The organism is Photobacterium phosphoreum (genome assembly GCF_002954725.1).
Classification (GTDB): domain Bacteria; phylum Pseudomonadota; class Gammaproteobacteria; order Enterobacterales; family Vibrionaceae; genus Photobacterium; species Photobacterium phosphoreum.
Map to the genome: position 1 here is coordinate 1,789,484 of NZ_MSCQ01000001.1, position 15,864 is coordinate 1,805,347.

General features: G+C 40.7%; 16 protein-coding genes. 4 read left to right on the plus strand and 12 right to left on the minus strand.

The features are described 5' to 3' along the window. Positions 1-34: 34 nt before the first annotated feature. The gene (locus tag BTO21_RS07755) at positions 35-2,446 is read left to right on the plus strand and encodes a VolA/Pla-1 family phospholipase (RefSeq protein WP_045027787.1); all 2,412 of its coding nucleotides are present in this window, start codon (positions 35-37) and stop codon (positions 2,444-2,446) included. Between the two features lie 276 nt (positions 2,447-2,722). Next, a complete protein-coding gene (locus tag BTO21_RS07760) occupies positions 2,723-4,045 on the plus strand; it encodes a Na+/H+ antiporter family protein (protein ID WP_045027786.1) in 1,323 nt (440 codons plus the stop codon). A 111-nt stretch (positions 4,046-4,156) separates the two neighbouring features. Here BTO21_RS07760 and BTO21_RS07765 read toward each other — a convergent pair whose 3' ends face one another. Then, positions 4,157-4,495, minus strand: coding sequence for a Grx4 family monothiol glutaredoxin (locus BTO21_RS07765; RefSeq protein WP_045027785.1), 339 nt, complete (start codon positions 4,493-4,495; stop codon positions 4,157-4,159). Between the two features lie 330 nt (positions 4,496-4,825). Between BTO21_RS07765 and sodB the strand changes: the two genes are divergently transcribed. Continuing rightward, complete coding sequence (gene sodB / locus BTO21_RS07770; RefSeq protein ID WP_045027784.1) at positions 4,826-5,416, plus strand: superoxide dismutase [Fe]; 591 nt, start codon at positions 4,826-4,828, stop codon at positions 5,414-5,416. Positions 5,417-5,485: 69 nt separating this feature from the next. On the opposite strand, the gene asd is transcribed toward sodB, so the two are convergent. After that, the gene (gene asd, locus BTO21_RS07775) at positions 5,486-6,601 is read right to left on the minus strand and encodes an aspartate-semialdehyde dehydrogenase (protein ID WP_105026829.1); all 1,116 of its coding nucleotides are present in this window, start codon (positions 6,599-6,601) and stop codon (positions 5,486-5,488) included. Between the two features lie 711 nt (positions 6,602-7,312). On the opposite strand from asd, the gene nhaC reads away from it, so the two are divergent. Beyond that, the gene (gene nhaC / locus BTO21_RS07780) at positions 7,313-8,764 is read left to right on the plus strand and encodes a Na+/H+ antiporter NhaC (protein WP_045027780.1); all 1,452 of its coding nucleotides are present in this window, start codon (positions 7,313-7,315) and stop codon (positions 8,762-8,764) included. Positions 8,765-8,874: 110 nt separating this feature from the next. Here the strand turns inward: nhaC and ureG are convergent, their stop codons facing one another. From ureG to urtD, 10 genes are all read right to left on the minus strand, one after another. After that, on the minus strand, positions 8,875-9,498 hold the full coding sequence (gene ureG / locus BTO21_RS07785) for an urease accessory protein UreG (RefSeq protein ID WP_045027778.1): 624 nt from the start codon (positions 9,496-9,498) through the stop codon (positions 8,875-8,877). Between the two features lie 41 nt (positions 9,499-9,539). After that, positions 9,540-10,238, minus strand: a complete 699-nt coding sequence (locus BTO21_RS07790) for an urease accessory protein UreF (protein ID WP_045027777.1) — start codon at positions 10,236-10,238, stop codon at positions 9,540-9,542. Continuing rightward, the gene (locus tag BTO21_RS07795) at positions 10,225-10,434 is read right to left on the minus strand and encodes a hypothetical protein (RefSeq protein WP_045027775.1); all 210 of its coding nucleotides are present in this window, start codon (positions 10,432-10,434) and stop codon (positions 10,225-10,227) included. Before BTO21_RS07795 ends, BTO21_RS07790 begins: the two co-directional genes overlap by 14 nt. Before the next feature lie 40 nt (positions 10,435-10,474). Next, positions 10,475-10,924: an urease accessory protein UreE gene (ureE, locus tag BTO21_RS07800; protein WP_045027773.1), complete on the minus strand. Its 450-nt coding sequence runs from the start codon at positions 10,922-10,924 to the stop codon at positions 10,475-10,477. A 44-nt stretch (positions 10,925-10,968) separates the two neighbouring features. Next, positions 10,969-12,672, minus strand: coding sequence for an urease subunit alpha (gene ureC, locus BTO21_RS07805; protein ID WP_045027772.1), 1,704 nt, complete (start codon positions 12,670-12,672; stop codon positions 10,969-10,971). Continuing rightward, a complete protein-coding gene (locus tag BTO21_RS07810; RefSeq protein ID WP_202907361.1) occupies positions 12,672-13,016 on the minus strand; it encodes an urease subunit beta in 345 nt (114 codons plus the stop codon). The genes ureC and BTO21_RS07810 overlap by 1 nt, the downstream gene beginning before the upstream one ends. Positions 13,017-13,024: 8 nt before the next feature. Beyond that, positions 13,025-13,327 (minus strand): urease subunit gamma, encoded by a 303-nt coding sequence (ureA, locus tag BTO21_RS07815; RefSeq protein ID WP_045027770.1) that lies wholly within the window; start codon positions 13,325-13,327, stop codon positions 13,025-13,027. Positions 13,328-13,403: 76 nt separating this feature from the next. Next, complete coding sequence (locus BTO21_RS07820) at positions 13,404-14,306, minus strand: urease accessory protein UreD (protein WP_105026755.1); 903 nt, start codon at positions 14,304-14,306, stop codon at positions 13,404-13,406. Beyond that, a complete protein-coding gene (urtE, locus tag BTO21_RS07825) occupies positions 14,303-14,998 on the minus strand; it encodes an urea ABC transporter ATP-binding subunit UrtE (RefSeq protein ID WP_045027769.1) in 696 nt (231 codons plus the stop codon). Before urtE ends, BTO21_RS07820 begins: the two co-directional genes overlap by 4 nt. Beyond that, positions 14,998-15,774, minus strand: coding sequence for an urea ABC transporter ATP-binding protein UrtD (gene urtD, locus BTO21_RS07830; RefSeq protein WP_082056798.1), 777 nt, complete (start codon positions 15,772-15,774; stop codon positions 14,998-15,000). The genes urtE and urtD overlap by 1 nt, the downstream gene beginning before the upstream one ends. Positions 15,775-15,864 lie beyond the last annotated feature (90 nt).

A 15,864-nucleotide genomic window follows, 5' to 3' on the forward strand; every position in this document is an offset into this window, starting at 1 on the left:
CCGCTATACATAACAACATTTAATAAGGAAATATATGAACAAGTATATTTTAACGATACTAACAACAAGTTTAGGGCTAATGGGCTGTGGTGGTGACAATAAACTTGAGGGAGCACCAACGCTAGATCCAAGTATTACCGATAACATCAACGCCGCCACTAAAATTAACTTTGATTTAATCACTGATCCACAAAACCCTGTCCTCGTCCAACCCACTTATTTATTAATGGACAGTCGCGATGGCACCTTAAATACCGAACTCGCAGCAGCAGATCCCAATGATCTCAGCGATCCATTAGTCGCCATGGGACACACTGATGGTTGGAGTACAAGCCAACCACTACAACTGCAATTTGTTGGCGTTAACCTTGATAGTACCACTATCGCTAATGGCTTTTATTTAATTGAATCTAACGATCCTACCAATAGTACCGATACCACAGAACCGATTAAACTCACTCAAGAAAAGGGCGATTTTACGCTCTCAGCATCAGGTACTACCCTGACTGTTATGTTGTTAAAGCCGCTAAAACCAGCCAGTCATTATATGTTTGCGATTACTAATGACCTTAAAGACAGTAACGGTGATAGTGTCGGCATGAGCAACAGCTATGCGGTATTAAAAGCTAATGCACCCGCTCCTGTTGCAGCCCTACTTCCCGCCCAAAATATTACCCACGCCACAGAAGCTGAATTTGTTAAAGCGGGTGTTGACAAAAACAGTATTATGTTCTCTAGTTGGTTTACAACCGCTTCAGTCGGTGATGCCGTTTATGCCGTCAAAGCAGCCACTGCATTAGCATTACAACACGGCGCAAAAACAGTGTGGCAAGGCAGTGCTGTTAGCGATGACGTCACCGCTTCTGACCTACGCAGTCTGTTTACGTTTGCTAACCTTACTGATAGCAAAACAACCACACCACAAGCAAAAGGTGAAATCTATACAGGTACAGTAGCACTGCCCTATTTCTTAAATAATACTGCCGCAGGTTTTGTTATAACACCTTGGCAAAGTGGCATGCCAAGTTTAGCTATTATTAGTTCAATATTAACCACAGGCAGCGATGCTGATAAAGCAGCAATCATTGAGCAATTAGCCATACTGAATGTCACCCCGACCGATATTGCAGCGGCGAGCAGTGATGCTGACATACAACGTCGATTATTGACCACACTAGCAGGTGCAACACTGATATTAGCCAATGGTGAACAACTTGATCCACAGCGATTGATCACCCGCTTTAGTCCATTACCCAAATTACAATCAGTACAATATATTGATTACACGCTCGTTCTTCCGATAGATCCTAAATGCGACAAGATAGGAAAAAACGGCACTAATATTTATTTACACGGTATTACCAGCACCAAAGACAGCGTATTAGCACTGGCAGATAATATTATTGGTGATAATTGCCAAGCTATTTTTGCCATCGATCATCCATTACATGGCAGCCGAACAATCAAAGGTATTGATGGCAGTGCCAGTAACGGCCACCCTGAATACTATTTAAATTTATCAACGCTCACTGTCGCAAGAGACAATCTACGCCAAAGCACAAGTGACATCATTGGATTACGAGCAGCAATTGGACAAATATTTGCCACTATTGCAACGGGTGATACCACAGCAATAGGTAGCCTAGGCAATTTAAAAACCCTCGATCCAACGCAAGGGGTTAGCTTTATTGGCCACTCTTTAGGGGCTATTACGGGTGTTAGTGTGGCAAACCTTGTCAATCGTCCAGTAAGCCAACCTCAAACAGACGCTGTATTGTTTAATATCAATGCACTGGCATTAGCTAACCCTGGCGGTGAAATTCCTTATTTATTGCTTAACTCTGGCAGCTTTGGGGATTTTGTTAAGGGTAATTTAATGGCAACAACCAATGAAACGTTTAATGCTTTTTGTCAGCAACAGTCACTCGCCGCGGAGGTTTGTTTTAACACTTATCAAAGTAATTTGATCACACAAGGCGATCCAACATCACTCGCGATACTCACAGCAATGTATTCTACCTTTAATAATTTTGGGTATGCAGCCCAAACGGTGCTAGATACCATTGATCCAACCAACCACGCACCATTAATAAATTCAAACATCGCGGTATATCTGGCGCAGGTAAAAGACGATGCAACCATTCCAAACGCTGTCACGCTAGGTGCAACCGTTACTGGAACCAACATTGCTCAACCATACTCACCTTTTGCGGGCACAACCCCTTTAATTAGTGGTCTACAGCTGGTTATCACCACTCAATCAATCAGTCATCCAGTAATACGTAGCGCATTATTATTTAAAGCCGGTGATCACTCATCACTACTCTCACCACACTCTAATGCCGCGGTAACAAAAGAAATGCAACTAGGAATAGCCTCTTTTACAGAGAACAACGGTAAAAACTTAATCGTTACCAATAAAAGTGTTCTCACAACAACACCTTAATATTTTATTAAAAAAAATATCACATTATAAAAGCGAGCATTTTGCTCGCTTTTATTTCTTTTTAAAAACAATAACATATAACAATTTACACACCGAAAATCATACATTTGTACTGCGTATATTTTTTTCTCGACAAATACTGAAAATCAAGCACACTGTGATATATGAGATCAACGTCTCATAATAATAATTAAATCTGTTGTTTCAGTCGCTATAAATGCCCTAAAAAACGAAGCAATATCGTAAACATAAACTATAGATGGAACATCCCTTTTTATGAATCCTGTAATTATCGCCGTATGCATCATGCTGGTACTCGCTTTAATGCGAGTCAATGTCGTGGTTGCTCTTACATTTAGTGCCATTGTCGGTGGCCTCATCGGAGGATTATCCCTTACCGATGCTGTTTCTGCCTTTGAAGGTGGCTTAGGTGGCGGTGCAACAACTGCATTAAGCTATGCCATGTTAGGTGCTTTTGCCGTCGCTATTTCGCGATCAGGCATTACTGATGTCCTTGCTCAAAAAGTTATTAAGCGCATTAGCGGCCACGAAAATATCGCGGCTGCGACAGGTGTTAAATATAGCGTTCTTATCATTTTAGTATTACTTGCCATTTCTTCTCAGAACGTCATTCCTGTCCATATCGCCTTTATTCCAATTGTTATTCCACCGCTATTGCATGTTTTTGCAAAACTTAAACTTGATCGTCGATTAATTGCGTGTGTATTAACCTTTGGTTTAGTCACACCTTATATGGTACTTCCCATTGGTTTTGGTGGTATTTTCCTCAATAATATTTTGCTTAAAAACTTACACGATAATGGTTTAGATGTTGTTGCAAGCCAAGTGCCTATCGCAATGATTTTACCCGCTTGTGGCATGCTGTTTGGTTTATTAACTGCTATTTTTGTGAGCTACCGTAAACCTCGTGAATACTCAGAAGAAAAGATCCTAGCGAGTGAGCCAGAAAAGAAAGAAATTGATATGCGCCATGTTTATGTGGCTGTCGGCGCAATTTTTGCCGCATTAGGGGCACAACTTTACAGTGGCTCAATGATTATCGGTGGTTTAGTCGGTTTTATGGTGTTTACCTTTACCGGTGTTATCAAGTGGAAAGAAACCCACGACGTGTTCACTCAAGGTGTGCATATGATGGCAATGATCGGCTTTATTATGATTGCAGCAGCAGGTTTTGCAGCAGTAATGAAAGCAACAGGTGGCGTTGAAACTTTAGTTAACTCACTAGAAGCTATTATCGGTAACAACAAGCCATTGGCTGCATTGTTAATGCTAGTAGTAGGTTTATTAGTGACCATGGGTATTGGTTCATCATTCTCCACCATTCCCATCCTAGCGACAATTTATGTGCCTTTATGTATCTCTTTTGGTTTTTCACCAATGGCGACTATTGCAATAGTCGGTACGGCCGCGGCTCTGGGCGATGCGGGTTCACCTGCCTCTGATTCAACCCTTGGTCCAACATCGGGTTTGAATGCCGATGGACAACATGATCATATTTGGGACTCTGTAGTACCAACGTTTATTCACTACAATTTGCCATTGATCGCCTTTGGCTGGATAGCATCAATGATCCTTTAGTGATTGTCAGTTAAATATAACCCCAGTCATTTAAGATAAAACAAAAAAAACCGCCAACGGTCAACGTGGCGGTTTTTTTATAAGCGCTAAATAACACACTAATAGATAAGCTTACTCAGCAGCTTGTGCATCACTACGTGCAGCTGACTCTTTAATTAACGTCTGCAACTCACCTTTTTGGAACATTTCCAAAATGATGTCACAACCACCAATTAGCTCACCGTCAATCCATAATTGTGGGAATGTTGGCCACTGTGCATAAATAGGTAATTCAGCACGGATATCTGGATTTTGAAGAATATCTACAAACGCAAATTTCTCACCGCAGTTCATTAACGCTTGTGATGCTTGTGATGAGAAGCCACAGCTTGGTAATTTTGGAGAGCCTTTCATGTACAACAAAATAGCGTTATCTGCGATTTGTTGCTTAATTTTATCGATAGTTTCCATAGCTTCCTCGTCCGATTCTAATAATCATTTATTATAAACCCTACCATTCTACTTGGTTATCGTCACCAATAAAAATACTTTCAAATTATGTTTAGCGGCTCTTTTCAGCAATAAAGCGCAATCTTAGTTATATTGATATCTATTAAGTGGTTATTGACCTTATGAATAACGAGGTATAGGGTATTTTTTTAAGCTTAATGCTTTTAATAAACTAAAAACTTGCTAAAATAAAACGGTCAGATTCAAATAATAAGTAGGCGCCAACGTCTACTAGAAGTAATGTCGTGGGCAGTAAGCCCAATAACAACAATTAAAATGGAGAATTGAGCAATGGCATTTGAACTACCAGCTCTACCGTACGCAATCAACGCTCTTGAGCCACATATCTCTCAAGAGACACTAGAATACCATTACGGTAAGCATCACAACACGTATGTTGTTAAGCTAAACGGTCTTGTAGAAGGTACTGACCTTGCTGAAAAATCTCTTGAAGAAATCGTACAGACTTCTACTGGTGGTGTTTTCAACAACGCAGCTCAAGTATGGAACCACACATTCTACTGGCATTGCCTAAGTCCAAATGGCGGCGGCGAGCCAACTGGCGAATTAGCGGATGCAATTGTTAAAGCATTTGGTTCTTTCGCAGAATTCAAAGCTAAGTTCACAGATTCTGCAATCAACAACTTTGGTTCAGGCTGGACATGGTTAGTTAAAACAGAAGATGGCGCATTAGAAATCGTTAACACTTCAAACGCGGGTTGCCCTATTGCAGAAGAAGGTCTAAAAATGACTCCACTTCTAACAGTAGATGTATGGGAACACGCTTACTACATCGATTACCGCAATGTTCGTCCTGATTACATGGCTGCATTCTGGGCATTGGTTAACTGGGACTTCGCTGCTAAAAATCTAGCTGCTTAATTTACAGTAATAAAAACACTAAAAACCCGCTTATTTAAGCGGGTTTTTTTATTGCTCTAATATTTAAAATTAGGCTTTTGCTGCTAGTAAAATACGTAGTGTACGACGTAACGGCTCTGCTGCCCCCCAAAGTAACTGATCGCCAACCGTAAACGCATTCAGGTATTTATCACCCATAGCAAGTTTACGTAAACGACCAACAGGCACAGATAACGTTCCTGTCACTTTCGCTGGACTCAATTCTTGTACTGTAATATCACGCTCATTAGGGATCACTTTAACCCAATCATTATGGGATGCAATAATCGCTTCAACTTCATCTAGCGGAACATTTTTCTTGAGCTTTAATGTTAATGCTTGGCTATGACAACGCATTGCACCAATACGTACACACGTACCATCAATTGGAATCGGGCTATCTTGCAATCCTAAAATTTTATTGGTTTCAACCGATGCCTTCCACTCTTCTTTGCTTTGACCATTATCACGCTTAACATCAATCCATGGAATTAATGAACCCGCCAATGGTGCGCCAAATTCTTGAGCAGGAAAATCTGCCGAACGCAGTGTTTGTGCAACTTTACGATCAATATCTAAAATTGACGACGCTGGATTGGCTAACTCACTAGCAACAGAATCATTAACCACGCCCATTTGGCTGATTAACTCACGCATATTCTTGGCACCAGCACCCGATGCAGCTTGATAAGTTTGAGAGGTCATCCACTCAACCAAACCCGCTTTATATAAGCCGCCAACTGCCATTAACATCAAACTAACAGTACAGTTACCCCCCACATAGGTATTAATTCCGCTATGAATACCTTGCTGAATCTGATCAAAGTTAACTGGATCAAGAGTAATGATTGAATCGGGCTGCATGCGTAATGTTGATGCAGCATCAATCCAATAGCCTTTCCAACCTGCTTGACGCAATGCTGGATACACTTTTTCAGTATAACTACCGCCCTGACAGGTGATCACGACATCCAGTCGCTTTAATGCTTCAATATCAAACGCATCTTGTAGTACACCTGCATCTTTACCAAAATTGGGCGCCGCTAAACCGACTTGTGATGTGGTAAAAAAGACCGGGTCAATAACGCCAAAGTCACCTTCTTCGACCATGCGCTGCATCAAGACTGAACCCACCATGCCACGCCAACCCACTAAACCTACTGTCATCATTTGCAACTACACTCCCTGTGGTATTAAAATCTCTTTATCCATCTATAGAGATTTACGAGACCAAAAACAAGCATAATTTTCAATTATAAATAAAAAAATATCGTACTTTACACCTAACCATATTTTACGGCTTTATTATCATTTGAGTTTCTTATCAGCCACATTAGGTTTTATTATCGCTTATATTAGCATCAAAAAAAGCATAAAAACCAATCAATAATTATTATAAAACAGTATTTAATGGTTATTAAACGAGCTTATCCATTGATTATGCAATCAAGCTAGTAAAAGGTTAACCTTGGCAGAACTTTGAAAAAAAAACCTTTCCCTGATAGTCTCCCCTACTGTGAATAAGCAGGTAGATAATTCATAACTACTATAATTAGTAGCTTTTTATACTTTACCCATCACTTTTTATAAGATTTTAGTAGACACACCACAACTTTACAAAAAATATAAAACACAACATAAGAACCATCAATTAACACTAAAAGAACAACTAAAGTCAGTGTTTTACGAAAGATCTGCATCAAAAAGACTTAGATCACAGAAAGAAACATTATTTATCACGATGATAAATCAATTTGCTAAAGTAACGCCGCTTCAGTCGCCGTCTTTTTCAATCCGATTTAAAAACCAATGATAAATAGTATTGATTGGTTGGGTTGGACCCAATTTCAACAAGCTCGATAAAACAAGGTTAGAAGTATGGAAAAACAGACAATAGTGAAACTACCCTCAGTAATGCAAGTCATTATTGCCCTTGGTATTTTCCTTGCCCTTGCATTCTCTTTTACCTCAAAATTGAATTTGCCAATCCAACTGGCGTTATATATCGGTTGGTTTGTAATTATTGCACTAGGTATTAAACTCGGACACGATTACAAATCGCTAGAAAAAGCCGCGACAAAAGGTATTGCTAACGGCTTAGGCGCAGTACTGATCTTATTAGCTGTTGGCTCGCTAGTCGGCACTTGGATTGCTGGCGGTATTGTTCCAACTATTATTTACTACGGTCTTGAAGCGATTCACCCTTCCATTTTCTTGCTAGCAACAATGATCATCTGTTCATTAACGGCATTAGCAACAGGCACATCTTGGGGAGCTGCAGGTACTGCAGGTATTGCAATGATGGGTATCGGTCAAGGTCTTGGTATTCCACCACCAATGACAGCTGGTGCAGTACTTTCTGGTTGTTATTTTGGTGATAAAATGTCACCACTATCAGATTCAGTGATCCTTGCTTCTTCAATGTCTAACGTTGAAATCATGGAACACATTAAAGGCATGTTGCCCATTGCGCTGATCAGTTATGTCATCACTGGTATTTTATTTACTGCCGTTGGTTTCCACTACGCTGGTAGCGTTGACATGACCCAAGTAGATTCTGTGATTGCGGCAATGGATAAACAATTTGTTATTTCACCGTTATCATTTATTCCTGTCATTATTGTTCTAGTATTATTAGCGTTCCGTTTACCTTCTTTCCCTGTGATTTCATTTGGCTCACTGTTAGGTATTGTGTGGGCGATTATGGTTCAAGGCATGGATCCGCTTAAAGCGATTAACGCAGCATGGGCTCCATTCTCTATTAGCTCTGGGGTTGAATTTATTGATGCGATTCTAAACCGTGGTGGTATGTCATCGATGCTGGGTTCAGTAGCGGTTATTATCTTTGGTTTAGGTTTTGGTGGCTTACTTGATAAAGTCGGCGTTCTGCAAACCATCGCACGCTTATTTGAAAGCAAAGTAAAGTCAGCAGGTAGCCTTGCTGTTTCTACTATCGCAACCGCTTTCCTTGGTAACGTTTTTGGTTCTGCAATGTACGTATCATTAATTCTAACGCCAAAAATTTGTGCTAAGAACTATGACCGTCTAGGTTACCAACGTAAGAACCTATCACGTAATGCTGAATTTGGTGGCACGCTTACTTCAGGCATGGTGCCTTGGAGTGATAATGGTATCTACATGGCGAGTATTTTAGGTGTCGCTACCTTCTCTTACGCGCCATTCATGTGGTTAAGCTTTGTCTGTATTATCGTGACGATTGTAACGTCTTACATGGGCTGGTTTGTCGATCGTTGTCCACCAGCAACCGCAGAGCAATTAGCTCAAGATGACGAAGATGAATTAATGACAATAAAGAAACTTACGTCATAATTTATTAACCATCAAATATAAGCGGTATAACGAACCCCTTTATTTTATATAGAGTAACTATTTTATATAGAGCAGCTCTTTCATATAGAATAGCTAAAAGGGGTTCTTTTTTATGTTCTCAATGTCAACATTCCCTGAGTCAAAATAAAATCAATAATAGTATCCAGTCCTTGAGATTTTTTAAGGTTAGTAAAAACATACGGTTTGGTTGGTCGCATTAGTTGCGTATCCGCTTCCATAACCTCAAGTGATGCGCCAACATAAGGGGCTAAATCTATTTTATTGATCACCAATAAATCAGAGCGGGTGATCCCCGGCCCACCTTTACGCGGGATCTTTTCACCTTCAGCAACATCAATAACATAAATCGTCAAATCAGCCAGCTCAGGGCTAAATGTGGCACTTAAATTGTCACCACCACTTTCAATAAACACCACGTCTAAATTTTGATGCAATTGAGCCAATTCTTCCACAGCGGCTAAATTCATTGAGGCATCTTCACGAATAGCAGTATGAGGACAGCCGCCAGTTTCAACCCCAATGATCCTATCAGGGGCTAACGCTTGGGCTTGCGTTAATATCTTGGCATCCTCTTGGGTATAAATATCATTGGTTACCACCGCAATATGTAATTTATCGCGAATAGCTTTACATAATACTTCTAATAATGCTGTTTTCCCTGAGCCAACAGGACCACCGACACCAATACGTAATGGTTGTTTATACTCCATCATGATCTTCTCCTTAAGATTATTATTCCTAGCTTAATAACAAATTATGAACGAAATAAACGGGTATATTGAGTTTCATGTCGACTACTGGCAATCGCACCTGAGGGAAGATAACTGCCAATATCATCATCTTTAATTGTCTCTGCTTGCTGTAACGCTAACGGAAAATGTTCGGTTAACTGTAGTAACGTTTGTTGCCCCGCAGTTTGTCCTAATGGCACTAACTTAACCCCTGCCATCACCATATTTTCCGCCCAACTCCATATATATCCTTGTAACAATTTATCCAGCGGTATATGCCAATAAACCGCCGCAATCGCTAACCCTAATAATTGATTGGTATGGGTCGATTGGTACGGTAATGGCATATTTTGTAGTACATCGAGTTGCTTTAATAATGTAAACAGTGCCCGACCACGCTGTTGTTCTTCTGCTCGTAATTCTTTGGTCTCTCGACACGAATGAAAATAATCATTCCAGCGATCAATAGCGTTGATATCTTCTGCTATTACCGCCTGATAATATCGATGCAACAAGGGTAATTCTAAGGTGGTAATACTTTGTTCAAGCACCACCGCCAGCCAGTCAACTAAACTTTGTTGCGAGTTAACCCATTGCGCTTCAACTGCCCACTCAAGCCCTTGAGAGTAAGTAAAACCACCAATGGGTAACGATGGGCTAATCAGCTGAAATAATCGATACTGCGCAACAGACTCATGCTGTAATGCTTTATTTTTTAACATAAGCATATACCGAGCCGCTAATGACAATAATCAACAACAGACTCAATATTAATAAATGACTATTACTCAAAAAAGAATGTTCAGCTTCTGTCGTAAATAAATGTGTATGTAATTTTTGCGCAATATAGTGACCACTATGCGCCCACACTGAAGGTGATATAAATAACATCACAATATATAACATGCTATTTTTCATAATTAATATCCTTATTTTTGAAATAAATATCCTATTAATATTAATGATTATGGTGTTCAGTTATCGCTGCGCCATAAGCACCACCTTCAGGTTCAAAAGGCTCAATTTCTGTCTTTACCTCCCCTCCTAAACCCAAGACCATTTGATCTAACACATGATCATGTTGATAACGTAGCCATTGCTCGGTGATTTGTAATGGCACATGACGGTTACCTAAATGGTAAGCAATTCGACTCAATAATAATGGATCGCGACAATAAACCGTTGAAACAGATTCAGGTGCGGCTTTTATTTCGATGGTTAATCCACATCGACTTAATAATTGTTGACCGTCACGTAATATATGTCCTCGTGGTAAAAACACCCCACCACAACGTCCATCATCTAAGGTCACTTTTAAACGGCTTTTAATTCGGCTATCAATGGGTAAACTTAAATAACCATGGGGGTCATGGATGTTATTCACTTTAATTGCGACTAATTCAATCATCATTTATCTCCTTTAATATGCTGATAAATAAACGCTAAAAAGCACTAAAATAAAAAATACCGTTGTGCCATGGGTAATATTTCTGCAGGTTCACACACTAATAATTCGCCATCAGCCCATACTTGATAAGTCTGAGAATCGACCTCGATATGTGGTTGCCAACTATTTAAGCGCATATCACTTTTTGAGATTGAACGGCAGTTATTAACCGTACCAATTAAACTTTCCAACCCTAATTCTGCCGCTAACTGCTGTTGCTGAGCTTGCTGTGAAATAAACAACATCGAGGTCTGTTTGTTTGCTTTACCGTAGCTACCAAACATGGGGCGATAATGCACTGGCTGCGGGGTAGGTATCGAAGCATTTGCATCCCCCATTGATGCCATCGCAATCATGCCGCCTTTGATGATCAAACTCGGTTTCACCCCAAAAAATGCGGGTTTCCATAACACTAAATCGGCTAATTTACCGACTTCTATTGAGCCGACTTCGTGTGACATTCCATGAGTGATAGCAGGATTAATGGTATATTTAGCGATATAACGTTTCAGGCGAAAATTATCATTATCATCACTATCCTCTGCTAAAGGTCCACGTTGAACTTTCATTTTATGTGCTGTTTGCCAAGTCCGTAAAATCACCTCTCCCACTCGTCCCATCGCTTGTGAATCAGAGGCAATCATTGAGAACGCCCCTAAGTCATGCAAAATATCTTCTGCTGCAATGGTCTCACGGCGTATTCTTGATTCAGCAAACGCAACATCTTCCGCAATCGAGGGCGATAAATGATGACAAACCATCAGCATATCCAAATGCTCATCAACGGTATTTATAGTGTAAGGTCGAGTCGGGTTGGTTGAGGAAGGTAATATATTGGCAGAGCCACAAGCACGAATAATATCCGGAGCATGGCCGCCGCCCGCACCTTCTGTATGATAGGTATGAATCACTCGATCACCGATGGCATCAAGGGTTGATTCAACAAAACCCGATTCATTAAGGGTATCGGTATGAATCGCAACTTGAACATCCATTTCATCAGCTACAGATAAACACGTATCAATTGCTGCAGGGGTTGTTCCCCAATCTTCATGAAGTTTTAATCCTACCGCTCCCGCCACCACTTGTTCACGCAGGCCTTCTGGTTGACTGCTATTACCTTTGCCTAATAACCCAAAATTCATTGGGAAATGATCAAGTGACTGTAACATTCGATGCAGATTCCAAGGCCCAGGGGTACAAGTTGTTGCATTGGTTCCCGTTGCAGGTCCAGTTCCGCCACCAATCATGGTTGTGATGCCTGAAGCCAATGCTTCTTCAATTTGTTGCGGACAAATAAAATGAATATGGGAATCAATTCCTCCAGCAGTAAGAATATTGCCTTCGCCAGCAATGATCTCTGTGCCGGGTCCAATCACAATCGTTACTTCTGGTTGAATATCCGGATTACCTGCTTTACCTATTGCGGTAATACGACCATTTTTTACCGCAACATCGGCTTTAACGATCCCCCAATAATCTAAAACAACCGCATTGGTGATCACTAAATCAGGTGTTTCAGCACTGGGGCGTTGGCTTTGTCCCATTCCATCACGGATAACTTTCCCGCCGCCAAACTTCACTTCATCACCATAAACGGTATAGTCATGTTCAACACTCAGCCATAACTCGGTATCCGCTAAACGCATTTTATCGCCAACAGTCGGACCAAACATTTCTGCATATGCTTGTCTTGATATACTCGCCATTACTCATCCTTAAGGCACGCTACATCACCCATTATTTTCCCTTGAAAACCAAAAATCTGTCGTGTTCCCGCATAAGCAACGAGTTCAACGGTACGTTTTTGTCCAGGCTCAAAACGAACCGCAGTGCCTGCAGCAATATTTAATCGATAACCTAATGTTGTTTCTCGAGTAAAATCTAATGCATTATTTGCTTCATAAAAATGATAATGCGAGCCTATCTGAATCGGTCGATCTCCCATGTTAATCACGCAAATCTTGACCGTATCACGGTGTTGGTTTATTTCGATTTCCCCTGCTGCCACACAAATCTCTCCGGGGATCATCGTCTTCGGTTCAATCGCCATTATTGACCTCACACTATGGGTTCATGGACGGTAACGAGTTTGGTGCCATCAGGAAATGTCGCTTCAACTTGCACATCGGGGATCATCGTCGCAATGCCATCCATAACATCAGCCACGGTTAAAATAGTTCGACCATAATCCATTAACTCAGCAACGGTTTTTCCAGCTCGTGCGCCTTCCAGTATTTCAGCGCTGATCAAAGCTATCGCTTCAGGATAATTCAGTTTAACGCCATGCTGTAACCGTTGTTTTGCGACTAATCCTGCGCAAAAAATAAATAGCTTATCCTTTTCTCTTGGGGTCAATTCCATAATGATCTCCTTGTTTAATTAGCAACTTTAATTAACCACAACTTTAATTAAAAACAGCGTAAAGTAATCATCTTCACTATGTTGCCCAAATTCGAGGGATAACAGGCGTATAACCTAACCATTGCTCGCGGACTTGCTGCCAAATTTTCACAAATACATGCATGATAGTTTCACTCCAATTTGCTAATGCCCGTATCACAATGAGCCCTTCTATTTGGGTCACAGCTACCACTAACTGTTGCGATGAATAATACTGTTGTTGTTGATCCAGCAAGGTCTGTACCATTGCTAATAATTCAGGCGAATCATTGGTAATAAAAAAACTAGCCGTTAAACTAAAATCTTGTAAGCCATTAATAAGAAAACGTTTATCTTGACCATCCATAGCAACTCGTTCAGTTAAAATCCGTTTGTTTGCTATCCATATTTCAGTTTTTCCTGTCACAGTTCCACAGCCTAAGCCCTCATTCAGTGCAGGGCGTCCAAAACAGTGCAGCTCCCACCCCATAAATCGAGCCGTTGTGGCTAATTCAATTCGTGTGATTAGATGCACCTTCGCATCAGTAAAGAAAATATTTTCCTGAGGTAACCACTCTAAATAACTATTTTCTTCAACGACCAATGTTTGGCTTTGGTGGGCAATTTTCCCTTCGCTACTACGATAAAACTTCGTCGCACCAGGTGTCGTCAGTAGACTATGCGCACAAGGCGCTACTCGAGCCGTAATCGTTAAACTATCACCACCAACAACCCCTCCTGGAGGATGCAATACATAAGCATGACAAATATTACCTTCAGGATAGAACGGACGCTGGACTGCTAATGGTCCTTGCTGTTTTTTATGCAATAAAATGGTTTTATTGCCACGAGGATAAAAACTTAAATTGAGGTGGGCTTGCCAACCTTGAGTAATCGCAGCTGTTGATGGTGTCAGATAAGAGGTTTGAGGTTGAGATTGAGGTAACTGAGGATCAATCATACTGTGAGATACTCCGTAATCAGTCCTTTATTCAATGTTGCCATTTCTCCAGCAGCAACATTACGACCACGATCCAATAAGCAAAAATGATCCCCAACCTTGCGAGCAAACGGTAATTTTTGCTCAACTAATAACACCGTTAGACCATATTGCTGATTGAGCATTTGAATAATATCGCCAATTTCATGCACGACATTAGGTTGAATACCTTCCGTGGGTTCATCAAGGATCAATAAGCTAGGATTAACGACTAAGGCACGTGCGATGGCTAATTGCTGTTGCTGTCCACCAGATAAATCGCCACCATAACGATATTGCATCTGCTTCAGTACTGGAAATAACGCATAGATAAAGTCAGGCACAATACGATCCCCTTTTGCCCTCACTGGCAATCCTATCGCTAAATTTTCCCCTACGGTTAACATCGGAAATATTTGTCGACCTTGAGGAACATAACCAACCCCTAAATGTACCCGTTCTTCTGCTCGACAATGACTAATGTCTTTGCCATCAAGTTGAATTTGACCTTTATCTGTTGCTAATAACCCCATAATACATTGTAATAATGTGGTTTTTCCTACGCCATTACGCCCCATAAGCACCGTACATTTACCTTTAGGAACATGAAGATCAATATCCCATAAGGTATGGCTCTCTGCATAATATTGATTTAAACGCTTAATCGTTAACATTATGATCCTCCAAGATAAACATCAATAACTTGTGGGTCTTGCTGTATTTTACTCATGCTACCTTCTGCTAATACATGCCCTTGGTGCATCACTGTTACCTGGCTGGCAATCGAACGCACAAAATCCATATCATGTTCAACCACCACCACCGAATGTTTACCCGCCAACCCTGTGAGTAGCTCTGCGGTACGATCCATTTCTTGATGTGTCATTCCCGCAACAGGCTCATCAACCAATAATAATTTCGGATTTTGCATCAATAACATTCCAATTTCTAACCACTGCTTTTGACCATGGGATAAATTTCCAGCAGCAACATCGGCATGATCTTGTAGTTGAATCAGGGTTAACACTGACGCGAGTTTATCTTTTTGTTCTCCCGTTAACTTAGCGCGAAATGTCGCCCAAACAGTACGGGGACCGGTCATGGCTAATTCTAAATTGTGCCATACGGATAAACAGCCAATCACCGTTGGTTTTTGAAACTTACGCCCGACACCCGCATTGGCAATTTGTGCTTCATTCATCGTCAGTAAATTTAAACGAGAGCCGAGCCAAACCTGCCCAGAATCAGGACGGGTTTTGCCAGTGATAATATCCATCATGGTTGTTTTCCCTGCACCATTAGGACCAATAATGCAGCGTAACTCTCCTTCTTTGATATATAGATTAAAGTCATCAATCGCTTTAAAACCATCAAAGGTTTTATTTACCCCCTCAAGGTAAAGCAATATATTATGTCGCGTATCAATTAATGGGTGCTGTTGAGGTTGCATAAAACCAAAAACTTTATCTCTAGAAACTAAATCTTTAATTGATGCGGTAAGTTTTAATTGATCAGTAATAATAGTCACCTATTTCTCTCC